Annotated in this window: 23 protein-coding genes; 8 read left to right on the top strand and 15 right to left on the bottom strand. The window is 58.9% G+C overall.

Annotation, left to right across the window (positions count from 1 at the left end):
• Window positions 1-53: 53 nt before the first annotated feature.
• From tkt to ACFFSY_RS02560, 3 genes are all read right to left on the bottom strand, one after another.
• Window positions 54-2,069, bottom strand: a complete 2,016-nt coding sequence (tkt, locus tag ACFFSY_RS02550; protein WP_377489405.1) for a transketolase — start codon at window positions 2,067-2,069, stop codon at window positions 54-56.
• 385 nt (window positions 2,070-2,454) lie between these two features.
• Window positions 2,455-3,354 (bottom strand): formyltetrahydrofolate deformylase, encoded by a 900-nt coding sequence (gene purU, locus ACFFSY_RS02555; RefSeq protein ID WP_377489408.1) that lies wholly within the window; start codon window positions 3,352-3,354, stop codon window positions 2,455-2,457.
• A gap of 89 nt (window positions 3,355-3,443) precedes the next feature.
• A complete protein-coding gene (locus tag ACFFSY_RS02560; RefSeq protein WP_377489411.1) occupies window positions 3,444-4,571 on the bottom strand; it encodes a deoxyribonuclease IV in 1,128 nt (375 codons plus the stop codon).
• 313 nt (window positions 4,572-4,884) lie between these two features.
• On the opposite strand from ACFFSY_RS02560, the gene ACFFSY_RS02565 reads away from it, so the two are divergent.
• The 3 genes from ACFFSY_RS02565 (at window position 4,885) to ACFFSY_RS02575 (ending at window position 7,461) form a co-directional block, all read left to right on the top strand.
• Window positions 4,885-5,322: a DUF2621 domain-containing protein gene (locus tag ACFFSY_RS02565; protein WP_377489414.1), complete on the top strand. Its 438-nt coding sequence runs from the start codon at window positions 4,885-4,887 to the stop codon at window positions 5,320-5,322.
• A 420-nt stretch (window positions 5,323-5,742) separates the two neighbouring features.
• Entirely contained in the window at window positions 5,743-6,498 is a 756-nt protein-coding gene (locus ACFFSY_RS02570; protein WP_377489417.1) for a LytA/YqiH family protein, read from the top strand.
• 45 nt (window positions 6,499-6,543) lie between these two features.
• Window positions 6,544-7,461: a TIGR01777 family oxidoreductase gene (locus ACFFSY_RS02575; RefSeq protein ID WP_377489420.1), complete on the top strand. Its 918-nt coding sequence runs from the start codon at window positions 6,544-6,546 to the stop codon at window positions 7,459-7,461.
• 236 nt (window positions 7,462-7,697) lie between these two features.
• Here the strand turns inward: ACFFSY_RS02575 and ACFFSY_RS02580 are convergent, their stop codons facing one another.
• The 10 genes from ACFFSY_RS02580 to ACFFSY_RS02625 all read right to left on the bottom strand — a co-directional run bounded on the left by ACFFSY_RS02580 (window position 7,698) and on the right by ACFFSY_RS02625 (window position 18,177).
• On the bottom strand, window positions 7,698-9,365 hold the full coding sequence (locus tag ACFFSY_RS02580) for a DUF6382 domain-containing protein (protein WP_377489423.1): 1,668 nt from the start codon (window positions 9,363-9,365) through the stop codon (window positions 7,698-7,700).
• An 18-nt stretch (window positions 9,366-9,383) separates the two neighbouring features.
• Entirely contained in the window at window positions 9,384-9,899 is a 516-nt protein-coding gene (locus ACFFSY_RS02585; protein ID WP_377489426.1) for an A24 family peptidase, read from the bottom strand.
• 16 nt (window positions 9,900-9,915) lie between these two features.
• Window positions 9,916-10,836 carry a hypothetical protein gene (locus tag ACFFSY_RS02590; protein ID WP_377489429.1) on the bottom strand — a complete coding sequence of 307 codons (921 nt, stop codon included), beginning with the start codon at window positions 10,834-10,836 and terminating at the stop codon, window positions 9,916-9,918.
• A gap of 61 nt (window positions 10,837-10,897) precedes the next feature.
• Window positions 10,898-13,126 (bottom strand): hypothetical protein, encoded by a 2,229-nt coding sequence (locus tag ACFFSY_RS02595; protein WP_377489432.1) that lies wholly within the window; start codon window positions 13,124-13,126, stop codon window positions 10,898-10,900.
• A gap of 27 nt (window positions 13,127-13,153) precedes the next feature.
• A complete protein-coding gene (locus ACFFSY_RS02600) occupies window positions 13,154-13,864 on the bottom strand; it encodes a pilus assembly protein (RefSeq protein WP_377489435.1) in 711 nt (236 codons plus the stop codon).
• The gene (locus ACFFSY_RS02605; RefSeq protein ID WP_377489438.1) at window positions 13,833-14,024 is read right to left on the bottom strand and encodes a Flp1 family type IVb pilin; all 192 of its coding nucleotides are present in this window, start codon (window positions 14,022-14,024) and stop codon (window positions 13,833-13,835) included. Before ACFFSY_RS02605 ends, ACFFSY_RS02600 begins: the two co-directional genes overlap by 32 nt.
• 47 nt (window positions 14,025-14,071) lie before the next feature.
• Complete coding sequence (locus ACFFSY_RS02610; RefSeq protein WP_377489441.1) at window positions 14,072-14,947, bottom strand: type II secretion system F family protein; 876 nt, start codon at window positions 14,945-14,947, stop codon at window positions 14,072-14,074.
• An 83-nt stretch (window positions 14,948-15,030) separates the two neighbouring features.
• Window positions 15,031-15,855 carry a type II secretion system F family protein gene (locus ACFFSY_RS02615; RefSeq protein ID WP_377489444.1) on the bottom strand — a complete coding sequence of 275 codons (825 nt, stop codon included), beginning with the start codon at window positions 15,853-15,855 and terminating at the stop codon, window positions 15,031-15,033.
• Complete coding sequence (locus ACFFSY_RS02620; protein WP_377489705.1) at window positions 15,852-17,024, bottom strand: TadA family conjugal transfer-associated ATPase; 1,173 nt, start codon at window positions 17,022-17,024, stop codon at window positions 15,852-15,854. Before ACFFSY_RS02620 ends, ACFFSY_RS02615 begins: the two co-directional genes overlap by 4 nt.
• A 52-nt stretch (window positions 17,025-17,076) precedes the next feature.
• Window positions 17,077-18,177, bottom strand: a complete 1,101-nt coding sequence (locus tag ACFFSY_RS02625) for a P-loop NTPase family protein (RefSeq protein WP_377489447.1) — start codon at window positions 18,175-18,177, stop codon at window positions 17,077-17,079.
• A 291-nt stretch (window positions 18,178-18,468) separates the two neighbouring features.
• Here ACFFSY_RS02625 and ACFFSY_RS02630 point away from each other — a divergent pair, with 291 nt between their 5' ends.
• The gene (locus tag ACFFSY_RS02630; protein WP_377489450.1) at window positions 18,469-19,101 is read left to right on the top strand and encodes a nitroreductase family protein; all 633 of its coding nucleotides are present in this window, start codon (window positions 18,469-18,471) and stop codon (window positions 19,099-19,101) included.
• 213 nt (window positions 19,102-19,314) lie between these two features.
• Here the strand turns inward: ACFFSY_RS02630 and ndk are convergent, their stop codons facing one another.
• Window positions 19,315-19,782 carry a nucleoside-diphosphate kinase gene (gene ndk, locus ACFFSY_RS02635; RefSeq protein ID WP_377489453.1) on the bottom strand — a complete coding sequence of 156 codons (468 nt, stop codon included), beginning with the start codon at window positions 19,780-19,782 and terminating at the stop codon, window positions 19,315-19,317.
• 205 nt (window positions 19,783-19,987) lie between these two features.
• The gene (locus ACFFSY_RS02640; RefSeq protein WP_377489456.1) at window positions 19,988-21,772 is read right to left on the bottom strand and encodes a M3 family oligoendopeptidase; all 1,785 of its coding nucleotides are present in this window, start codon (window positions 21,770-21,772) and stop codon (window positions 19,988-19,990) included.
• Between the two features lie 402 nt (window positions 21,773-22,174).
• On the opposite strand from ACFFSY_RS02640, the gene ACFFSY_RS02645 reads away from it, so the two are divergent.
• From ACFFSY_RS02645 to ACFFSY_RS02660, 4 genes are all read left to right on the top strand, one after another.
• On the top strand, window positions 22,175-22,363 hold the full coding sequence (locus ACFFSY_RS02645; protein ID WP_377489459.1) for a YycC family protein: 189 nt from the start codon (window positions 22,175-22,177) through the stop codon (window positions 22,361-22,363).
• A complete protein-coding gene (locus tag ACFFSY_RS02650; protein WP_377489462.1) occupies window positions 22,360-22,596 on the top strand; it encodes a hypothetical protein in 237 nt (78 codons plus the stop codon). The genes ACFFSY_RS02645 and ACFFSY_RS02650 overlap by 4 nt, the downstream gene beginning before the upstream one ends.
• 125 nt (window positions 22,597-22,721) lie before the next feature.
• Window positions 22,722-23,183: a hypothetical protein gene (locus tag ACFFSY_RS02655; protein WP_377489465.1), complete on the top strand. Its 462-nt coding sequence runs from the start codon at window positions 22,722-22,724 to the stop codon at window positions 23,181-23,183.
• Complete coding sequence (locus ACFFSY_RS02660) at window positions 23,180-23,869, top strand: AIM24 family protein (RefSeq protein ID WP_377489468.1); 690 nt, start codon at window positions 23,180-23,182, stop codon at window positions 23,867-23,869. The genes ACFFSY_RS02655 and ACFFSY_RS02660 overlap by 4 nt, the downstream gene beginning before the upstream one ends.
• The last annotated feature ends 26 nt before the right edge of the window (window positions 23,870-23,895 follow it).

Below are 23,895 nucleotides of genomic sequence, written 5' to 3' on the forward strand. Positions count from 1 at the left end.
GACGGCGCCAGCCCCGCTATGAACAACCTGGTGCGGGTTAGGCGAAAATTCGATTACAGCAAGCCTTTGACTTTGCTGACGACGTTCTCTACCGTAAAGCCGTACTCTGCGATGACTTTGTTGCCCGGTGCCGAAGCGCCGAACGTGTTGATGCCAAGGATTGCGCCTTTGTCGCCTACATAGCGCTCCCAGCCGAACGGCGAAGCCATCTCAACCGCGAGACGGGCTTTAACCTCAGGCAGGATAACCGAATCCTTGTAGGATTGCGGCTGCGCTTCGAACAGATCCCAGCTTGGCATGCTGATAACGCGAACGTGGATGCCTTCCGCAGCGAGCGCCTTCTGAGCGGCAACCGCCAATTGTACCTCGGAACCCGTCGCGATAATTTGCGCTTGCACGTCGCCAGCTGCTTCGGATACAACGTAAGCGCCTTTCTTGATGCCTTCGCGCGCGTTCGTGTTCGTACCTTCGAGGATCGGCAGGTTCTGACGCGTCAGGACAAGCGCTACCGGCTTCGATTGATTCTCGAGCGCGAATGCCCATGCCGCCGAAGTCTCGTTCGCGTCGGCCGGACGAAGAACCGTTACATCCGGAATGATGCGAAGCGATGCCAGCTGCTCGATCGGCTCATGGGTAGGGCCGTCTTCGCCAACCGCGATGGAGTCATGCGTCAGCACGTACACGACAGGTTGCTTCATCAGCGCGGACAGACGAACCGCCGGACGGAGGTAATCCGTGAAGACGAAGAACGTCGCGCCGTAGATGCGCAGACCGCCGTGCAGGCTGATGCCGTTCATCGCTGCGGCCATGCCGAATTCGCGTACGCCGAAGTAGATGTTGCGGCCGTCGTAGTTGCCCGGTTTGTAGACCGGAAGGCCTTTCAGGTGCGTCATTGTGGAGCTCTCGAGGTCAGCGGAGCCGCCTACGAGGTTCGGCACGTTCTTCGCAAGGCCATTGAGCGCGTTGCCGGAAGCGACGCGCGTCGAGACCGGTTTGTCTTCCGTCGTGTAGACCGGTAGATCGCGGTCCCAGCCTTCAGGCAGCTGATTGTTCACAGCAGCTTCGAATTGAGCCGCAAGCGCTGGGTGAGCTTCTTTGTAGGAAGCGAAAAGCGCATCCCATGCTGCGTTCGCTTGTTCGCCATTAGCTTTGACAGCGGCGAAATGTTCGCGAACTTGAGCAGGCACCGTGAACGCTTCTTCGTGCTCCCACGCGTAGAATTGCTTCGTCAGCTTCGTCTCTTCGGCGCCGAGCGGGGAACCGTGAGGACCGGCATGTCCGCCTTTACCGCCTTTGTTCGGGCTGCCGTAGCCGATGACCGTCTTAACCTCGATCAGCGTTGGGCGGGACAGGTCTGCTTGCGCAACTGCTACCGCTTTGGCGAGCGCGTCCAGATCGTTGCCGTCTTCGACGCGGATGACTTGCCAGCCGTAAGCTTCGAAGCGGCCTTGCACGTTCTCGGAGAACGACAGGTTTGCCTCGCCGTCGAGTGTAATATCATTGGAATCATACAGAACGACCAGCTTGCCGAGCTTCAGGTGTGCCGCGAGCGAAGCCGCTTCGCTTGCCACGCCTTCCATCAGATCGCCGTCGCCACAGATTGCATATGTGAAGTGGTCGATAACGTTGAAGTTGTCTTTGTTATATGTCGCGCCGAGCTGCGTCTCTGCCATAGCCATACCGACCGCCATGGCTACGCCTTGGCCGAGCGGACCTGTCGTTGCGTCTACACCCGCTGTGTGACCGAACTCCGGATGGCCCGGCGTCTTCGATCCCCATTGGCGGAAATTGTGAAGCTCTTCGATCGGAAGATCGTAGCCGCTCAGGTGAAGCAGGCTGTACAGCAGCATCGAGCCATGGCCCGCGGAGAGCACGAAGCGATCGCGGTTGATCCAGCTTGGGTTAGCGGGATTATGTCTCATGCTTTTTGCGAACAGCTGATAGCCCATAGGCGCTGCGCCCATCGGCATACCCGGATGTCCGGAATTCGCTTTCTCGATGGCATCGATCGCGAGGGTGCGGATCGTGTCGATAGAAAGCTGGTCGATCGATTTTTGCGTGACTGTCATGACAGAAAACTCCTCCTATTCCTTGCTTCCGTTAATTGTTCTCTCTTCTCTATAGCGCTTTTCGCGCACTGGCTTTGAAATATTGTACCACTACGCCCCGGCTATTTCCATCTTTTAAACCGTAAAGCGACAAAATGCTCGCACGCAAGCAGCCGATTGCAAGATTCCCCCATAAAAACCGAAGGATTCCCGCATTCACGCCAAATATCGTACGATTTTGTACCTAAATGATACCATCCTGCTCCGGCAGATTTCATGAAGAGTTGATGAAGAGAGCATGAAGCCCTTATGAATCTTTCACACCTGCTTTCACAACCATCGCGCCGAGGATATCCGCACAAAGCAAAAGCGCCGGCTTATCGCCGACGCCCTAGTATATGCCGATTTAGTTAAAGACAACCGTCTTGTTCTGATGCACGAGAATGCGGTCTTCCACGTGCCACTTCACGCCGCGCGCGAGCACGACGCGTTCGATCGTCCGCCCGATCCGCTTGAGATCCTCGACGTTATCCCGGTGGCTGACGCGCTGCACGTCCTGCTCGATGATCGGCCCGCCGTCCAGCTCCTCCGTCACGTAGTGCGCAGTCGCGCCGATGATCTTGACGCCCCGCTGATACGCCTGCTGATACGGCTTGCCGCCGACGAACGCCGGCAGGAAGGAGTGGTGAATGTTGATGATCCGGTTCGGGAACTGTTCGATGAACTTCGGCGTGATGATCTGCATGTAGCGAGCCAGCACGATCAGATCGGCTTTGCCGGCGACCGCTTCAAGCTGCTGCTTCTCCGCTTCCACCTTCGTGTCCGCCGTCACCGGAATGTGCAAATACGGAATGCCGAACGATTCGACCAGCTCGCGCATGTCCGGATGATTGCTGATGACCATCGAGATATCCGCGTCCAGATCGCCCGCCTGCCACTGCCACAGCAGCTCGAGCAGGCAATGGTCTTCCTTGGAGACGAAAATCGCCAGGCGCTTCCGGCGGCTTGCGCGGAACGTGTGCCATTTCATCTCGAAACGGTCGGCGACGCGGGTGAAATCCTCCTGAAGCACCGGCAGCTGTTTCTCCAAATCCGCCAGATCGAATTCGAAGCGGATGAAGAACATGCCGCCCCCCGGATCCATCGAATATTGATCGGATTGCACGATATTGGCGCCATGCTCGTACAGAAACTGCGAGACGGCCGCCACGATGCCCGGACGGTCCGGACAGGAGATCAGCATGCGCGCGCGGTTCGCGTTGACCGGCCGCTGCGAAGGATGTTTGGCTTGATTCGTGTTTGACATAAAAACAACTTCTTCCTTCCCCATTGAACGATTGATTCGCTGTATAAAACGTTAATGCCGTCAGGCTGCGGCTCGTCTCCCGAAACGCCTTAGACGTTCACGAGCAGCGCTTTGCCTGCAAACCATGCCGTAATGCGGTGGTTGACCGCTTCTTCGGAAAGCTCGGGCAGCACCCGGTGCTCCTGGACCAGATCGAACAGCCTGTCCATCGGCTCGCGCGGATCGGCCTTGCGCGCTTTCGCGTCCGACTTGAGCACGTCCCACGTCGACAGCACGAACGCGCGCCGATCGATGTCCTGCTTATTGAAGAAGAACGCCAGGCGCTCCACGTCCTCGAAAAATTCGCCCCCGAAACGATTCTCCGCATCGCCGCGAAGCAGCGCGATCTCCGCTTCGTACATGGGACGAACCGTCTTGTCGTTCTGTCCGATCCAAGGCGTCTCGAGAATGAACGGGCGGCCCTTGAGCGCGTCGTGATGAACGATGCTGCGGATCGTATCGAATCCAAGCCAGCCCGCGCCGACCGGAGCATGGCGGTCTTTGCCGGCGCCGCGCGGATTTTTGCTGTCATTGACGTGCACGACGGCGACGCGGTTCAAGCCGACGATCTTGTCGAACTGCTCCAGCACGCCGTCCAGGTCATCGTTCAAATCATAGCCCGCGTCGTGCATGTGACAGGTATCCATGCAGACGGTCAGTCGTTCGTTAGCCTGCACCTTGTCAATAATCGCCGCGATCTCCTCGAAGCTGCGGCCGATCTCCGTCCCTTTGCCCGCCATCGTCTCGAGCGCGATGTTGACGCTCGTTTCCTTCGTTCCTTCAAGGACGAGGTTCAAGCCCTCGGCGATACGGGCAATGCCGTATTCCGCGTCCTTGTCCGTATACGCCCCCGGGTGAAGCACGATGTTACGCACGCCGATCTTCTCGGTGCGGCGAATCTCTTCCTGCAGGAAGTTGACCGCGAGGTCGAACGTATCTTCCTTGTAGGAGCCGAGGTTGATAATGTACGGCGCATGGACGACGATCTCGTCGATGCCGGCTTTCGCCATGGCGGCTTTGCCTTCTTCGATATATAAATCTTCAATCGGCTTGCGCCGCGTGTTCTGCGGAGCGCCCGTGTAAATCATGAACGAGCTGGAACCGTAAGAAACAGCTTCCTTGGTCGCCGTGAGCAAGCCCTTGTCCGAAAACGATACATGAGATCCGATTTTGAGCAATGATATTCGCCCCTTTCATAGTAGAACGCGTATCCACTTATTTTACAGGGAACGGATAAATAAATCTAGGCGTCCGGGCGCTGGTAATGTCAGCTGTTTGCGGTTGCGGCTGACTTCGAAGGTGGCTTATAATGGATGCATGCAAAATGGGCGCGCGGCCTCGGACATGCTCTCCCAACCTAACAAGGTCGACGCAGCAGCGTACGCGGCTTTCGATCGGAGAACCCGCGCCGTCAAAGAATCATCGAACGCAAAGTCCCGCGCCGTGCGAAGCGGCTAACGTAACATATTGTTAATGAGGTGAACGACTCGAATGGGCAATGCTCCGGATTGGTTTATGTTTTTCATCGTATTTTGGGCGTTCGTCATGCTCGGCGCCATGGCGATCGGCGGATATTTCATGTTCCGCAAGTTTCTGAAGGTGCTGCCGAAGCGAGACGGCAAGTCCAAGCTCGACTGGCAGAACTACTGGGTCGATCGCAGCCGCCACATGTGGCCGGACGAGTCCAAGGCGTTCCTCGACGAGCTGGTGCAGCCAGTCCCGGGACCGTTCCGCGATATCGCGAAGCACTCCATTGCCGCCAGCATCGCGCAATACGCCATCGAGAGCGGGGCGCAAGAAGTAACGCGCAGCCACTGCATCGCTGGCTATATTAAAGCGACGCCCAAACGCGACTACCGCAGTCTAGTCTCGTTCCTGGACAAGCGGGGCATCGATTATCAGCCCTACCAGCATCTGTTCAACCGATAGCGTGACGATACGCATGAATCGCCTCCGGCTTCCCGGCGGCGATTTTTTTGTTGCCGAAATTACTCGGGCTGCCCCAGATAGGCCGCTTAGATACGCTGCTTAGATCTCTCGATTCTAGGACCTGCTTGTCCTCATATGTCTTGGCCGACCGCTGGTTATTTCGCTAAGCCGCTCGGTTTGCTGCAAGATAAGTTCATTCTCCGCTCGCCCCAACGCCTCAAGCCATGAACGGCTGAACCCTTCCCTGATCGTCGGTCTCCCCCGATTCCGATACCGATACCGGTTCCGTTTCCTCCTCTTCCTCCTCTTCCTCCTCTTCCCTCCCGTTTTCCCTGCGTATCTCCCGTTTGCTTCGATAGCGGCAGGGTTGTACTGATATCGCAATGGGTATACATAGGATAAGTACATCAGGAGGAGACGATGACGATGAAACGGATACGAAAACCAAAAACAGTACGCGCGGGCATATTCGCTCTGCTCTGCCTCATGCTTGTCGCAACGGTTGGCTGCGGCGCTAGATTAACCTCCAACGAAGAAGGACAATCCTCCACGCTGGCGCCAGTAGGCACGATGGCAAGCGTGCTAGGCTCCGAGTCCGGAGAAGCGGAAATAGAAGAGGCGCCTCCCGCTTCCGGATTGACAGCCAGTGCCAGATACGGCGATCCAGCCGATCGTGCCATGCTCAAGCCGACGCTCAAACCAACGCCCGCAGGAGCTAAGTCCGAGACTGCAGCAGAAACACCTGAGCAGCGGGCAACCGCCTCTGCGGACACCAACTCTGCGGACAAGCCAAATCCAGCCTCAGGCGTAGCAGAAGAGGTCCAGAGCTTCACGGCCAAGACCACGAAGACGGCGGTCTCGGCCTCGGCATCCAAGCAGAAACCTTACGCAGACACAACGACCCGCGTTGCAGTTAAAAGCACGGTTGCACTCCCAGCCGGTCAGTTGAAAGGAAACGGCCTTTATATGGGACAAATCGATACCCATTCGGTCGAAATTAATATTAACGGCGTGCCGACGGTGTTCCAAATTGACGAGACGATCGAAAAGAAACTAAACAAGATTTCCGACCATGCGGACGGCACGCCCGTGCGGTTCACTTACACGAGGAAGGAAATCGAGGCCGGCGGGGAGAAATACGTAGAACGCTGGTTAACCGGCATACAAGAACGTTAACCCGGGCGTTCAAGCCCGAGGTCGATGGCCGGAAGGAGTCATAGCATGAGAATTGCCGTAACCGGGGGAACCGGCTTCGTCGGGCAAGCACTCGTCTCGGCGCTGCTCGCCCGAGGAGACGAAGTGTGGATTATCTCCCGCAAGACCGCGCAGGATCGCACCGGGCAAGAGCGGTTGCATTACGCGACTTGGCAGCAATTGGAACAGAATCCCGCGCTGCTTGAGGGGACCGACTGCATCGTAAATTTAGCGGGCGAGTCGATCAATCAGCGTTGGAGCGCCAAGGCCAAGGCAAGAATCTTGAATTCCCGCACGGACGCGGCCGCGCGTATCGCGAAGCTCGTCGGCGCGCTCCGGCAGAAGCCGGCCACGGTCGTGAACGCCTCTGGCATCTCGATCTACGGCACGTCCGACACGAAGACGTTCGACGAGAGCAGTCCCGCGCACATCAACGACTTCCTCGGCAGCGTGGTCGAACAGTGGGAAGAATCGGCGCGGACCATCCCCGCAGAACGGCTCGTGCTCGTGCGCGTCAGCCTCGTGCTGGGTAACCGGGGTGGCGCCTTCCCGCTTATGTCGCTTCCCTACCGGCTATTCGGTGGAGGCAGAGTCGGAAGCGGTCGGCAGTGGATGCCGTGGATCCACATCGAGGACATGACCCGTGTGCTTCTGTTTTGCATTGACAACCGCGATATCGCAGGCCCGGTGAATGCATGCGCGCCCCAGCCCGTCACGACCGACCAGTTCGGCCGCGCCATCGGCAAAGCGATGCGAAGACCGCATTGGTTCCCGGTCCCCGCCTTCCTGCTGCGAACGCTGCTGGGCGAGATGTCGTCCCTGCTCCTTCAAGGTCAACGCGTCCTGCCTGCCAAGCTTCAGCAGGGCGGTTTTGATTTTCGCTACCCGACGATCGAGAGCGCCATGGAGAATTTGGTCGGCAAAAGCAGCAAGCCGAGTGTATAACACAAGGTTTGACCCTTGACGCGAGACCAGCACCTTTAAGGGAGTTGTGCAGAGCGCAGATGAGGAGCCTCCGCGAAGTCGGCGCTGCTTAACGCCCGCCCGAAGAGCATTAGGCACGCGATCACGCTACGATTAAAAGAAGACGCGCTTAATTACATGCCGCTAAGGCATAAAGTTAAGCGCGTCTTCCTCGTTCTGCAGCATAGAAACGTCCAACTGCCGAAGCGCGGCCCCCTCTACCCTGTTTTGCATATGTATTTCGGCCCTTTATCGCCGGCAAGCTGCATCACGTCGCCCGCATGCAGCGAATAGGTTTTGTAGGGGATCATCATGACGCCGTTTAGCGTGCTCCCGTTCCGCGATCCAACGTCCTTTGCAGTCCAGCTCTCCCCGCTATTCCGTATTTCCAGATGGACGCGTGAAATGCCGGGTGCCGCATCCACATACTGCACCCCGTCGCCTGATCGACCGATCAAGAGACTCCCCGCAACTTCGATTCGTTCCGCCTTACCGTCCGTTTGCCGCTCCAGCCATTGCCCCGCGTTTGCATCGCCGGCGGCGGCATCGAGGTCACCGGACTTGCCAAGCCAAACGGTCGCCTCCGGAGGCGCGCTCGGCAGCGGAATTCCTCGCGAAGCAGCTTGTTGGTCGTATTGTTCTCCCTTATCGCGCAATCGCTCCCCATAGTTAGGGGTATTACGCGCCCGCTCTTCGTTGCTCCATGCACCCTCTAGCCTCAATTCCGAAGCTCCCAGCTGCTTATCTTGCTGTTTGAACGGGGAAGCGTCCGAAGCCGCGTTCTGACCGGCTCTCCAAGACCAAGCAGGAGTGTCGGCTTCGCCAACTTGCGCGTCTGCATCCTCATGTTCTTCAGTAGGTCCCGCTTGCGAGCCACCTAGCATTCTCCTGCCGGCGATGATGCCCGCTGCCGCGGCAATCGCGGTAAGGCCGAGTGAAATTTTCATGGAAGCGCCGGAAGGATCGCCAAAATAAACGAATCGCCACACGCAGGCGAGCCCGATCGTTATACACGCGCCGAGCATCCACAGCTTGCGTGAAGCAGTCGTTCCACTAGTACTTGGCGAATCTCCCGCCACTTGCTGCGGTTCGGGATAGTCACTTTGGGCGGATTGCCAACCCGTGGCGAACGGAGGCGGGATCTGCACCGGCTGGTCGGATAAGCGGCCGGAAGACCCTCTTCCACCCGCAACGTCAGGCATTCTCCCATACGAATCCGATCGTCCCCAATCCGAATGCGGTTCCGGTTCCGGTGCTTCCGCAAGCTGCACGGACGGCTTGTCGTCCTCCGCAGACGTTGCTTGGATACCGCCGATTAAGCGCAGCAGCGTCTGGCGAAGCGCACGCCAGGACACGTGTTCCTCGCGAAGATGCCGGAAAATCTGCTTCATGCCCTCCCCATCCGGCTGGCCGACATACCCCAGCCACTTGACCGCAAGGGCAAGCACCGTTTCGGAAACGCCCTGCGCGCCCGCTCTCGTCTGGCGGAGTGGCACGTAGCAGAGCACCAGATCGTCGAGCCGGTCACCGGTGAAAATCGTCTGTTCCTGCAGCAAAAAGCCTTCCGGACGCAGCATATAATCCTTGCAATCGTCGATCGTCTCCACCAGCGCCAACAGTATTGCGTAATAATCCATCATGCCGGCCGGCTGCGTCTGCATCCGGTGCGCGAGCAGTTTGCGGCCCGTCAAGGGATAGCAGAACGCGACGTTCCCGTCCATATCGTTCCATTCCATGCGGAGCAAGCGCGGGATCGCCTGCCCGCCCTGCAGCATGGCGATTTCGACTTCGTCCAATTCCTCTCGGGCGATGCCTCCCGCGCGGTCAATGACCATCTCATGCTCGTGGTTCATCGCAAAATCGATGCGTAGTTCGTCCGCGTTCATCGTCATACTCCTCCCTTGTTAACTTCCCATCGCCCAAACGGAGATCGCGGCCGGGAGCACGGCGATCATGAACGGAAATCGCCTCGCTTCCTTCCCTGTGAATTGGAGCAGCGTCCGTTTGCCCTGAAATACCTTGCCGAGCAGATCAGCGGCGACGTTCCACATCCGCCGGCTGAACGGACGCGAGACGATCATGTACAGCACACCGATCGCGCCGGCATACAAGATGGCGTACATCGCGATGTCCAGGACGGCCGCCGGTCCTAGCCATGCGCCCAAGGCAGCGAACAGCTTCACGTCGCCCGCCCCGATTCCCTTGAACAAATACAATGCGAAGAACGGCAGGAAGCCGGCTAATGCGCCAAGAAATGCCAATTGCCCGCCTTGCCAGCCCGCCATTAGCAATTGGCAGCAGAAGCCTGCCGCAAGCGCGATGACGGTCAATAGGTTGGGAATGCGCATGGCGCGCACATCGGTCGCGAACGCGCACGCTAATAGCACAGCCGCGCCTGATCCGGTTATTGTCACGATCATCGAAACTCCCCTTTCATTAGTCGTTGTTCGCAGACTTTCTCTCCACGACGAAATGCCGCGCGACCCGCGAGCCGTCCGTCGCCGTCACGACCAATTCCCACACTCCGGGCGTCGTGTTGCCCGACACATGCCATGTCCAAGATACCGTACCGTCTGCTCCCACGGTCGCGTCGCCAAGATGCTTGGCCGTGCTGGTACCGCTTTTGTAACGAACCGATACGGAGACGGCCGTCCCTGGGGCTGCAATAGCGGTGACGGTTGCTTTCCGCCCCGGCCGTAGCGGATCTGGTTCGATAGAGACGATCTGAAGCTTGGACTGCTCTTCGGCATTCGGGTCGCCTTCTCGCACAGCGGGCGTCGAGTCGCTGATCCAGCCGCGTTCGACCGCGCGTTCCTTAAGAATGATATTCTTCCGGGTAAAGGGCATATGGAGCGGGAAGCGGTACTCGGCCTCAATGATGACGCTCGCGCCGGAACCGCCCGAGAAATCCGGAAGCGCGACATGCGATATCGTCAGCCGCTCGGGATCAAGCACGCGCTTGTCCGCAAATTGTCGCAGCAGCGGCAAGAGAGCAGACTTGGCCATCTCCGAGCCTGCAGCATTACCCGCCTCCTGCCAATCGCCTTGAAGCATCGCGCCCAACATCGGGCCCACCGGGGCCGGCAGCCATTCCTTTAACGCCTCGCCGGCCTGCTCCATGCCCGGCAGCTGCACGCCGCCAGGCAGCGCCGGGAGCGCCTGCGCGGCCTGAGCCGAAGCGAGCGACACCGGGTACATGCCGGCGGCCGTCTGCCTCGCTACCTGCGAGGCAGCGCCGTGGACAGCCATTTGAACGGCGGCCAGCCGAACGAGACAGATGAAGAGGACGACTGCCATCATAACGATCGGGGCGATCAAGGAGGCCTCTACGACGATTCCCCCCGCTTCGCTGCCCATACCGCACTGATTTTGCTTTTGTCGCCTTGCTCGGCCATGACCTTCCGGTAACGGCACGTGGTTAGCTGTAGGACATGCCGACCGTCTGATCCATCTCATAACGTCCGTCCGCCACCTTCCCGTTCAACAGCCCCCACTTGGCCAACCGGTTCATGACGCCCGGCAAGAACCAAACATTGACCGATGCGCGCAGCTCCCCTGTCAGCCCTGTCCCGACCTGCGCCAGCTGCAATCCCGTATTCTGTTCCATCACAGCGGCGATCCGCGCCATTCGCCCCGGCCCATTATCATGCAGCAATAGGAACAGGCGCATGTAGTCCCGGTATGCGACTTCTACAGGCGCGTATTTGGACAAAGGCGCCGTACCGGTCTGCACGAGACGGACCATATCCGCCGCCGCTTGTTCGAGCCCGTACAGTACCGCTCCCGCCAAAATCAGAAGAGGGTGCATCATCGTCCTGCACTCGATAAGCCCTTCCATAGTCCGGACCGCCAGCCGCATCGCGAATAGCTCGCCCGCGGCAGCCGCGACGTTGGCCGCAGGGCTGTGAAAGCCATACAAAATATACTCGGTCTCCTGGTTATTCAAGCTCAGCGCGTGCGCGTACTCGCTCGAATCCCCGTTCAGCAGCGCCGCCTGCATCTTCTGCGGATCGAACATGGAGAACCGGTTAATAACGAATTCGTTCATATAGACAGTGTCGCGCGTCCCTTCGAGCATATCGGCCAGGCCGTCGAATATACCGCCGGATTGCCGCATCGCATCCTCGGCCGCGGCGCCGGGCTCCTCCTGAAGCTGCTCGATCGGTCCCGCGCCCGCTTCGCCGCCCAGCTCATTAAAAGCCAGATTCGCTTCGGCGCGCTGCTTGACGCGATCGAACAGCTCTTGATGTTCCGCTACTTGCGGGACGGCTGTTAAATTGTGCAGCATCCGCCGGATATCGTTCCACTTGGCTTCCGCCTTCGCTTCCTGCTTCTTGCGTTCCCGGTCCGATGCCTGACGCGTCTCCAGCTCTTGCGTCCGAGCCACAATGACCGTGCCGGTTATGCCGTATTTCGCGTCATACTGCTCATAGGCCATCCGCAGCTGCGCCGCATTGTCCGTCAGCAGCGCCGCCGATCCCGAACCGGCAAGCGCGGCGTTCATGGACGATTGGAATCCGGCCGCCTCGGCATCGAAGGAAGCGTAAATCGCCGTTTGGGCCGAAAGCTCTTCCCTGTAACGGACAAACCACTCCGAGTTCAGCAGCAGCGAAGACGCGGACTGTCCGGCCTGCTCCAGCTGCGACACTTCCAACGCCGATGGTGAGCCTGCAGCCGTGCCGGGCACCTTCGTCTTCTGCACCCGGTCGTATCCCGAATTAACGTTCTTCTCGTTCTGCGCGATGACCGCGCGCATCTCTTCGTTGAGCCGCTCTGCCTTTCCCAGCTCTTCCAGCGCCCTGCGCTTCAAGCTCTGATGACGGCGAAGAGCAAGCATGCTCTGACGGAACAAATCGCCCGCTACCGTTCTTGCCTCATCTCGGTACGAAGCAATCTGGTCGGTATAAGCGGGCAGCTCGTCTTTTTCCAAATAGGCATCAGCCTCCATTATCGCCACATAATACGGGTAGCGGGCGACGACGTTCAGCACGGTCTGCGATTGCGCGACATCCCGATTCCGGAAAGGGATGATCGCCCCCGCATCGGCGGCCGCATCCCGCATCGCTTTCTGCAAATCCAACGCCGCCTGCAAATGGGCTTCGCGCTTGTCGTACAGCTTGCGCACGTTCTCCAGCATCGTCACCGCGGCATGGGCTTCCTTCATCGCAGATGCGGCAGGCGCGAATAGCGATGCGACCTCCAACGTGAAGTCGACCGGCGCTTTGTATTTCATCTCCTCCAAAATCTGACGTTTCAGAATATCATGACGCCCCAGCGTCTCGTGCAAATTGATCCGTGACGTTTCGTACCGCCCGTTCACGAGGCGAAACGAGCCACCCGTATTTGCCGCGGTCCACTGCCCCTTCGCCGCCTGCGCGAACAGCTCGTTCCGGTCGCTCCCTCCCGCCCCGAACAAGCCGTAGCGCATATACAGCTCCCCGTCATAAGCAGAGAGCGCCGAGCGGATGCCGGCATGCGCAGCGAGCTCCGTCTGTTTGCGGAATGCGGCAATTCGCGCGAAATCGATCAGCACGCTCATGACCAGTACAAGCGCAGCCGTAGCGGCGATCATGTAGATGGATACCGATCCGTCGGAACGCACGATGAACCTACACCGCGCCGGATAGCGGCTGCTTAAACGTTTCAACCCCGTTCCCCCTTTCCCGACCTCCCGCTAAGGAGCGGCCTTCTGCTGGATAACCGCCGCCGCATTCGCGCGCGTAAGGACGGCATCTGCGCGATTGTTCCATTTGGCCGTGTAATAGCGGGCTAAATCGACATTGCGTATAAGCTCGACAGGATCCACGATCGATGCGAGGCTTGCCGTCTGCAGCGAGACTTGATGGCCGAGCCGGCCAAGCAGGGGAATGTTCATTGGCGGCGACAAATCTGCTTCCACTTCTTTCGTCAACAGCCGGTTCGTATAAGCAAGCGCCCCTTGACGAAAAGCCGGCACGCGCGCTGTAACCCGCAGCAGCTTGCGGCCCGCGAGCGATTGCTCCGCCTCATCTCCTTCATCGACCTCTTCTCCGATTGGCACCGTAATGCTCGCGCCCGACGCACCCGCCAGCTTGAATACCGATTGCAGCGCGGCGTCGTCGCCTACGCGCCAGTATAAGCCGTCGTACGCCCCGGCCGGCGCAATGCCGATGTCCGGATCGCGATGACTGTTGCCCCAGACGAATGCGGCCCGCTCCGCCGACACGGAAGCAACATAATAGACCGCGACCTGCTGATAAACGTAAAGACCGAATAGCAACAGCGCCGTCATTACCGTGAATAGAGCCGGGAAGACGAAGGAAGCTTCCAGCGTGTAACTGCCCTCGTCGCCCCGGATTATCGCCCCTAGACGCCTAATCGGCGAAAATTTCGTTCGCTTGATCATCGGCTTTGCCCATCAAATTCTCCAGTAATTGAAGGATCCAATCCTTGAACAACAGCGCGATGATAATGACCACCGCGATAATAAGAATGATTTCCAGCGTTCCTAACCCTTCGTCTTCGCGCCAAAACGCGCCTGCCTTCTTCTTCATGACCGACCACATATCCGGACACGCTCCCCTTCTTCTATTAAATTCAATGCATCGCCGCGCTACCAGCCCATCAACAGGACGGCAGGCGAAGCAACGAGAATCATTAACACCACGAAAATACCGACCAGCGGAAAAACCAGCTTGGAGGAGGCTTCCTCTCCTCGCGACCGGGCAATAGCTTTGCGCCGCTCCCAGAGCGAGTACGTCAGCTCCTTCAAAGACAGCACGAGTTTGTCGCCGCCACGCCGGTAGTTCAACAGCAGCGTCGTCGTAAACAACGACACCTCCTGCAGTGCGCATCGTCTGCTGAAGCTTTCCATGGCGGCGGCGAACGATTCCCCGTTGCGCACCGCCTCGCATGCTTTCGCCAGCTCATCGTGCAGCGGATGGACGGGCTTGCCAGGCTCCCGGACGATGCAGCGGGTAAGTGCGCGCTGCATCGTCTCGCCCGCGGCAAGCAGCAGCGTCAATTTGCTTAGCACGTCCGGCAGGGCGATGAGCATGTCTTGTTTGCGCCGCCCCACTAACCTCGCGGGTTCCCGCCATTTGATGACTGGCAGCAGCACCCCAAGCAGCAGTCCCAGAAGACAGATCGCTAGCTCGTCCCCGGCCGCGCCAATCCATGCTCCGATGCACGCTGCGGCATATCCGACTCCGGCCGCCGAAGCGGCATGCAGCCTTGTGGACTCCAAGGTCCACGCGCTCCCTTTGACGATCAGTAGTTTGCCGTGCAGCTCGCCAAGCTGAAGTTGAAGCTTATCGTACATCCCCGTGACACCGAGCACGTATCGGAAGGGAAGCATCAGCAGCTGCCGCTGTGCCTCGCCGCCGTCCAGCCGCCGGACCGCTTCGCGAGACGATGCCGGAAGCCGTCTTGCCATCAAGGCGAATACTCCCCACCCTGCGGTGAGCAAGCACGCCCAAATCATGACCATCCCGTTATCTCCTCCTTCTTCCGCTCTCGAAAGACCGGTCCTAGCGGCCGCTCTCATGAAGCCCCGCCTCCCGAAGCGTCTAATTAAACTTGAATATTCATCAGTTTGGACATTAGCCAGTAACAACCGCCAAGCATCATGAGCGCGGCCGTGAGCAGCACATAACCGAGGCCGCCGTATAGCGGCTCCATATAGTCCGGCGCCGCAAAACTGAGAAACGCCATGAATACGAACGGAATGCTCATCATGATGCGCGATTCGAATTTCTTCTGGGCGACCATGACCGCGATTTCCTGCTGCACATCCAGCTTCTCCCCGATCGTCTGCGACGTTCGGCGGATGACCTCCACCAAGTCGCCGCCCGTCCTCTTGCAAATGACGAACACGTCGACGAACTGCGAGATATCTTCGATATCCGCCCGCTGCTTGAAGTCCAGCAGCGCTTCCTCCATCGGTTCGCCATAAGCGAGCCGAGTCCGTATGATATCGAATTCGACCCGGATCTCGGCATCGGGATTCGGATAAAGCAGCTTCAGGTCGTCCAGCGCGGCCGCGAACGCATTCTCCACCGACCTGCCCGCCGCGAGCGATGCCGTCAACGAATACAACGCTTCCTTGAATTGAAGCGTCAGCCTAAGCCGCCGCCTCTCCATGAGCGATCGCCGATAGAACCGCGGCGCGACAATGCCTGCCGCCGATAGGACGATCGACAACACCGCCGCATGATAGAACAAGTAAGCGGCCGCAAAAACGATCAGCGCGCCGATCGATGCGGAAGCGTAGAATTGTCTTCTCGTCAGCTCCAGCTTCCGGTAATCCGGCAAGGCGCCGGCAGACGCCTCTTCCTCCCGTCCAGGCCAAGCCAGCCGTGCCGCCAGCTCAGACTTGCGCCGAATCAGCCCACTCAAGGCATCTCCCCCTCGATCCCGGCCATTCGCAACTTCCACGTTCGCGCAAGCGTCGTCCCCGTCGGGCGAAGGCTCCCCAGCACGCGCCCCTCCCGCTCGCCCTCCTCCTCGAATCGAAACAGCGGCGACAGCTGCACTTCCCCGTCGTTTACGCCGGTGATCTCGCAAATCTCCGTCACTCTTCTGCTTCGGTCGCGCAGCCGCGACAGATGCACGACAATGTCGATAGCCGATCCGATCTGCTGGCGAATGACCGGCACCGGCAGATCTGCTCCGCCCAGCGCCATCGTCTCCAGTCGGGTCAGCATGTCGCGGGCCGAGTTCGCATGGCCCGTACTGAGCGAGCCGTCATGCCCGGTATTCATCGCCTGCAGCATATCGATCGCTTCCCCGCCCCGCACCTCGCCGACGATAATGCGGTTTGGCCTCATCCGCAGCGAGGCGCGAATCAGTTCACGCATCGAGATCGCCCCTCTGCCTTCCGTATTCGCGTTGCGCGTCTCCAGCGACACCAGGTTAGGGATCGTGCGAATCTGCAGCTCAGCGGCATCTTCCACGGTAATGATCCTCTCGTCCGGCGGGATGAAAGCGGACAGCGCATTCAGGAACGTCGTTTTGCCCGAGCCGGTACCGCCGCTGATGAAAATATTGTATTTCGCCTTCACCACCCGCTGCAGGAACTCCGCAGCTTCCAGCGTCAGAGCGCCGAGTTCGATCAGCGAGTCCATCCGCAGCGGACGCTCGGGGAACTTCCGGATCGTCACGCAAGGCCCCTTAAGGGCAGCCGGCGGCAGGACGATATGAACCCGGGACCCATCTTTGAGCCGGGCATCCACGATCGGCGATGACTCATTCACGACCCGGTTCACGCCTGCCACGATATGCTGGATCAAATCCTCGAGCTTCCCTCGGCTCTCGAACGACAGGGGAAGCTTCACGAGCTGTCCTCGCCGCTCGACGAAAATCTCGTCGTAGTCGTTAATCATCACTTCCGTGATATCCGGATCGTCCATCAGCGGCTGTAGAATGTCCAACCCGCGAAAGGCGTGGTATAGCCTGCGAACGAGCTGTACTTTCTGTACTGCCGTCAGCGGGTGGGTCTGGCTCCATTTGAACACGTGCTGCTCGATCAGCAGATGAAAGTCGTGATCGCTCATCGCATGCTCCATATCGAGACCGCCGCGGATATCCGATTTCAACCGCTGCACGATATCCTCCACGTTACCTCCCCCTTGCGTGCATGAGTTGGCGTTCCAATATGTGCTCAACGGCGGCTCGATAAGCAGGCGAAGCGCTTTGACCCGATCCCGCGCCACCTTCCTTGGCCTCGGGTACGACGTGATCGATGCGAACGCCCGACTCCAGACCGGTCTCCTCGCTCATGCCGCCGGGACGGACCGTAATCCATTTGGTGCGCTGCGTCAGTTCGGCCGCCCGTTCTCCCCACTGAGATTGAAGATACGTCCGCACTAGCTCGGTCTTGATCCGGGAAGCAGCATTGGGCTCCGTCATCCACAGAATCGTATCCGACGCTTGCAGCGCGCGCGTCGCGACAGCATCGAACCGCCCGTCCGTATCGATGACGAGCACGTCGTAGAAGCCGCTCTCCCGTATCGTTCGAATGAGCTGCTCCGCCATCTCGGCAGACATCGATGCCCGTTCATCCGGATTGGGGCAAGGCGGAAGGTAGTCGACTTTCAATTCTGCATGCCTGCACTTTAGTTCGTTCAATCGCCCGGCCGCGTGTTCCGGCTCCGACTGCAGCGCATAGAGCAGCTGAGACAGCGCATCCGCTCTCCCTTCGCGGCCGAGCCACGAACCGGAAGCATTCCATTGTTCGAGATTCAAATAGAACGCGCCCCCGCCGCGCGCCCCCACAGCTTGAGCGAGCCGGAGCGCCAGCGTCGTCTTCCCGATGCCGCTTGCCCCGCTGCACACCGCAACGACCGTAGTCCCCTTCGCGCCACGTATCGCCCCCTTTCCTCCGGACGCGCCCGATGCATACAGCGCTTCGAACGATTGGAGCAGCGCGGGCAGCGGTTGATACTGCGCGATCTCCCGTTCGCCCCCCGCTGGATGACGCGTGACGAATTGCCCCTTGCAGCACGAGACGCCCGACTCTTCAATCTGCGCCGAGAATGCGGCCTGCGTAATGAGCAGATCCACCGGATAACCGGATTTCAAATATTGGCGAAGCGCCTGCGGGTTCGTAAACGCCGTTAATTGCCACCGCTCGCCGAATGCGGAATGCCGAATATAGTCGGCCAGCCGCTCGAGATAATCCGCTTCCTTGGCGGCAACGACGAGCTGCTGCTTATGCATGCGCGTCCATCCCTTTCCGTGTCTGATGTATGAATCAAAACGCAAAAAAGCACCATAAACTACGCGCGGTTCGCGTAATTTACGGTGCTTCCGTAATAACCGGGGACCTTAGCGGCCCCCAGCCAAACTGTTAAATTTGTCCATACTTTACCATGTTCCGGCCGAACCGGTCAACCCTTATTTACAATTTAGTCATGTAAGCGCTACGTAATAAATCAGTTGCTAAAAATAATATAGTTGATTATACTAGCGTTAGCTTACAACCTACAGAAGATAAAAGGAGAGATAATCATGTCCCAATCTAACACGGCGCTATCCGCCGAGCAAGTCATCCTGGAACGCCATTCCGTGCGCGAATACAAACGCGACGTCGTGATTCCGGAAGAAACGCTGAACGAGATCCTTACGCTCGCCGCAAGCGCGCCATCCTCTTGGAACCTGCAGCAATGGCGCTTCCTCGTCGTGAAGGAGCAAGCGAACAAAGACCGTCTTCTCCCGATCGCATACGGCCAGAAGCAAGTGTCCGATGCTTCCGTCGTCGTCGTTATCCTCGGCGACCTGCAAGCTAACCTGACGGGCCACCAAATTTACGACGCTGCGGTTGCAGCTGGCGCAGTGCCGCAGCAAGTTCGCGACACGCTCGTCGGCCAAATTGACGGCGCTTATACATCCGCGCAGGTCGCTCGCGACGAAGCGAACAAGAATGCCGGTCTGGCTTCCATGCAGCTGATGCTCGCCGCTAAGGCGAAAGGCTACGACACCGTGCCAATGGGCGGATTCAACGCCGAAGCGCTTGTGAAAGAACTGAACATTCCAGACCGTTACTTCCCGGTCATGCTCGTTCCGATCGGCGAAGCGGCCAAACCTGCTCGTCCGTCCGGCCGTCTGCCGCTTAACGAGCTTGTCATCAACGAATCGTTCTAATCCGCCTGCGGCTTCTGCCGCTTGTCAGCCGTCTTCCGCTCCGGAGGCGGCTTTTTGCCGTACTCGGACTTTGGTCGATGCAACAACGTGCTGCAATCACGCGGCTCTAACAACGGACGATGGCATGCAAAAAGCCGGACTACCAGCCGATCCCGCTTGAACCTTGCGTTCGGCGTGGACGGTGCGGATAACCCGGCTTTCTTGTTTCAACGGCTAATGCGAAGCCGCGTTCGCGGAATGCGTAATCGGCGGGTTCGGGAATACATAGACGGCCGCCGCGCTCTCGCCGAAGAACAGCGATATTTCGCGCTCCGCGCTCTCCGGCGAATCCGAGCCGTGCACGACGTTACTCGCCACGTCCATCGCGAAATCGCCGCGGATCGTGCCAGGCACCGCCTCGACCGGATTGGTTTTGCCGATGAGACTTCTGGCGTTCGCAACCGCGTGCTGCCCCTCCCAGATCATCGCGCACACTTCGCCCGACGTCAAATAATCGACAAGCTCGCCGAAAAACGGCTTTTCCCGATGCTCGCCGTAATGCCTCTCCGCAAGCGGACGGTCGATATGCATCAGCTTAATGCCTCTCAACGTGAAGCCCTTTTGCTCAAATCTGGACACGATGTCCCCAACCAATCCTCTTCTGACGCCATCGGGCTTAACCATGACAAACGTGCGTTCCATGATGCGGTCGTCCCCTTTCGATCAAGCAGAGTTCGAGTTTCCTATACGAACGGCCGCCCTCCCAAAACGGAGATGCTGCCGCCGCAGTCTCATTGTCCAGTTTTCCAATAATCCCCACGTTTCATTCATGGGGTTAACGAATTTCCGGCATGAAACGCCCTGCTTGTTCGAATAGTTCGAGGGCGAACACGATGCGGACGAAGCCCTATTCCCCGGTCATCGCCAGGAAAGCTTCGACGTCGGCCGTCGTGAGCGCAACCGCGCCGCGCCAGAACTCCGGCTCGTCAAGTCGCACGCCCAGATGCTTCTGCGCCAGTTCCTCGACCGTCATCAGCCCCGTATCGCGCAGCAGCGCGACATAGCGGTCCGCGAACGAAGCGCCTTCCTTCTGCGCGATCGCGTACAACCCGCAGCTGAACAAGTAACCGAACGTATACGGGAAGTTATAGAACGGCACGTCCGTCGCATAGAAATGCAGCTTCGCAGCCCAGAAATGCGGATGGAGCTTGCCCAACGCGCCGCTGTATGCTTCGCTTTGCGCTTCCGCCATCAGGGCATTCAGCTCGTCGACAGTTACCATACCGTCGCGGCGCTTGTCGTAGAATCGCGTCTCGAACAGGAACCGCGCATGGATGTTCATGAAGAAGGCGACCGACCGCTGCAGCTTGTCATCCAGCATGCCAAGCTTCTCGTCGGCGTCTTTGGCCATCGCCATCGTCGCATCCGAGAGGATCAGCTCCGCGAACGTCGAGGCCGTCTCCGCGACGTTCATCGCGTATTCGTGCGCGAACGGCGGCAGATCGTTCAGCACGTGCTGGTGATAAGCATGGCCGAGCTCGTGCGCGAGCGTCGAGATATTGTTCATCGTGCCGGAATACGTCATGAAAATACGGGTTTGTCCGCTGAGCGGGAACGACGTGCAGAAGCCGCCCGGGCGCTTGCCGGCGCGGTCCTCCGCCTCGATCCAGCCGTCCTTGAACGCCATCTCCGAGAAGTCAGCGAGGTCGCTGCTGAAGTTGCGGAAGGAATCCAGGATAAGCCCCGCCCCCTCATCGTACGAGACGGTGCGCGAAGCCGAGCCGATCGGCGCGTCGACATCGTGCCAGTCGAGCTTCTCCAGGCCGAGCAGCTTCGCCTTGCGGTTCAGATATTGCACGAGCGCCGGCTTGCCTTCGTTAACGGCCGACCACATCGCGTTCAACGTCGCCTCGCTCATCCGGTTAATCGCCAGCGGCTCCTTCAGCACCGATGCCCAGCCGCGCTTCTCGTACAGCTTCAACCGGAAGCCCGCGAGCCGGTTCAGCGCCTCGGCGCACAGCTCGGACTGCTCGCCCCAGACGCGCTCCCAATGATCGAACGCCTCGTCGCGAACAGCGCGGTCGCCATCGGACAGCTTATTCGCCATCTGGCCGACGGACAGCGTCTTCGCTTGGCCGTCCTTGTCCACGGTGTCGAACTGCGTGCGCGAGACGACCGTGTTGTAAAACTCGCCCCAGCCGTGATATCCGTCGACGGCCAGCTCGCCGGCCAGCGCCTCCAGCGCAGGCGCTAGCTTCTCCTTCGCGCTGTCGCGTCTCTCTTGTAAGCGGAAGGCGACCGGCGCAATCGCTTCCAGCTCCAGGAAACGCGCCCACTCCGCGTCGGCGGACGCGCTCAACTGCTCATCGAAGCTGGTCAGCGCCGTATTGAACCGCGCCGCGATCGTGCGGACGCGATCGTTCAGCGCGACGGCTGCCGTATCCTTCATACGTTCGGCCAATAGACAGCCGACGAACGAATCGGCTTGATGGATCCGTGCTAGCACGGACTGCACCGTAGCCGTCCACCCCGCCAATTGATCTGCGGTCGGCGAAGCGCCTTTGGCCGCTTGCAGCTCCTGTTCCAGGTTGCGGATATCCTGCTCCATGCCATCGAGCTCGCGGGCGAAAGAAGTCGATTGCGAACCGCCCTCGTAAATAACGTTCAAATCCCAAACTTGGGGAAAGGTCATGATTGCGAACCTCCTAAAAGTTTTTGTGGAGCGTTACTCCTTCGATTTTGCTGTGCAGCAAAACTCGCTTCGGAAGCATACACTTTTTTTGTGTAGCGTAACTTCTTCGTAATTGTTGCGTAACAAAAAGATCGCTTCGGAAGCATACGCTTTTTTTGAGGAGCGTCACTCCTTCGATTCTGCGTCGCAGCGAAACTCGCTACGGAAGCGCACGCTTTTGTTTTGGTGAACCCTATGTATGTACACACGCCTTGTCGCCGGAGCGGCCGCTTCCATTGCGCGCTCCCGCGATGCGGTGTATAACTGAATTATACTGAAACGGAGCGCCGCTTTGCCAACCTTTTCACCTATTTCCCGATATCCGGGACCAGACTGGCGCCCATCAAAGGAGTTGTACCCGACATGTCCAGACCACTTCAAATTTCGCCGGAGACCGCCATTCGGCTGTCGAAGGAACTTAACGTGCCAATCGAGCATCTGATGCATATGCCCAAACACATTCTGATGCAGAAAATGGCTGAACTAGCCGCGAAGTCGAGCGCAGCCGAAGCATCCGGGAGCGAAGACGCCAAAGGAGAGGACAAGCCTTGATCCCGTTCGAACGGGCATGGCCCTACGATATTCAGATGAAGGACGTCTACGTCCCTTCTTGCCCGTTCTGCGGCGCGGACAACGTACTGCTTCCGCTGAAGCCCGCCGAGTTGAAAGAGATTCAATCCGGCAAGAAGCGGCTGCTCGTGTTCCCCTGCTGCCACGGCCGGGTGACGGTGGTCGACGCGGATGCCGATTACTTGCTGACCGATACGAAGCTGCGCAAAGGGTGAACGGCCGCACGCGGCGGACGAGCACGGCATGCCAATTGCTGCCGGATGCCCGTCCCAGCTGTTCAAACCGGTAGCCCAAGGGTAAAATGAAACCAACTTTCCGCAAGACAACCGAGGTGATGACGATGAAACGTTACGCGCGAATCGGGATGGCTGTCGCGCTTGCGGCCGGGCTGCTCGCAAGCGCGGCTCCTTCGGCCGACGGCAGCGTCATCGACCGGTTCAAAGATATTTACAACGCGCCCGAGAAGCTTGACGAGCTGCAGCAGCAATTCGCGAAGACGCAAGAAGAGCTCGACGACGCCCGCCGCAAGGCGGACGAATACGCGCAGCAGCAGCTGAAGCTGCTCGAGGAGAACGAGACGTACCGCAAGCAGAATGAAGCGCTGCTGGAACAGAACCAGGCGCTGCTGACGCGAATGGAGCAGCTGGAGAAGGATCAATCGGAGCGCAAGCGCTTCTACCGCAAAATCGCTGCTTCCGTCCTTATATTCGCCGGTGCCGGGCTGCTATATATCCTTTCGGTACGCATATGGCGCTACCGGGCTTGGCGCAGCAACCGTTCCGCCGGAGGTGGCGCAGAATGATAGTGAACGCCCCTACTCCCGTCGGGCATGCCAAGGTCGAGCTAACGGAGGAAGATGCCGTCCATGTGCTGCATCCCCGATCGATAATCGCGTTCCAAGGCGCGCCGATGCTGCGCGAGGATAAATTCATGGATTTGGCCGGGATGTACCGCAAGAAGAAATGGATCCGGTCCCGCATGCAAGGCCCGTCCCAATTCGTGCTCGGCCTGCCCGCGGGCTGCACCCTCGAGCCGATCGACATTCCCTCGGACAGCGACCTGATGTTCGATTTCCGGCACGTGCTCTTCTACTCCGAAGGCATGGGCATGAAGAGCCGCATCCAGAAATTCAAAACCGCGTGGATTACCCATGAGTGGGTACGGATGCGCTTCAGCGGTCCGGGAACGCTCGGTATCCTCGTCGCCGGTGATCTGACCGTGCTGCAGCTGGACGAGAGCCGACCGCTTTACGTGGAGAAGAGCTCGCTCGTGGCCTATCCGGAGAAAGCCAACATCAAGCTATCCGTGTACGGGAACCCGCTCGCCAGCCAGCATATGCAGATACAGTGGGAGCTAACCGGAAGAGGTCCTGTGCTGATCCAGACCGGATCCCGCGATTCGCAGCTGGAAGACCAGCTCCGCGGAGATAGCGTCATCAAGCGCATTCTGCGCGAGGTTTTACCGTTTGGCAGCATTTATATCAAATAATTCACAGCCTAACACGACAAAACTCC

This window comes from Paenibacillus aurantiacus, from assembly GCF_042431225.1.
GTDB classification, from domain to species: domain Bacteria; phylum Bacillota; class Bacilli; order Paenibacillales; family Paenibacillaceae; genus Paenibacillus_Z; species Paenibacillus_Z aurantiacus.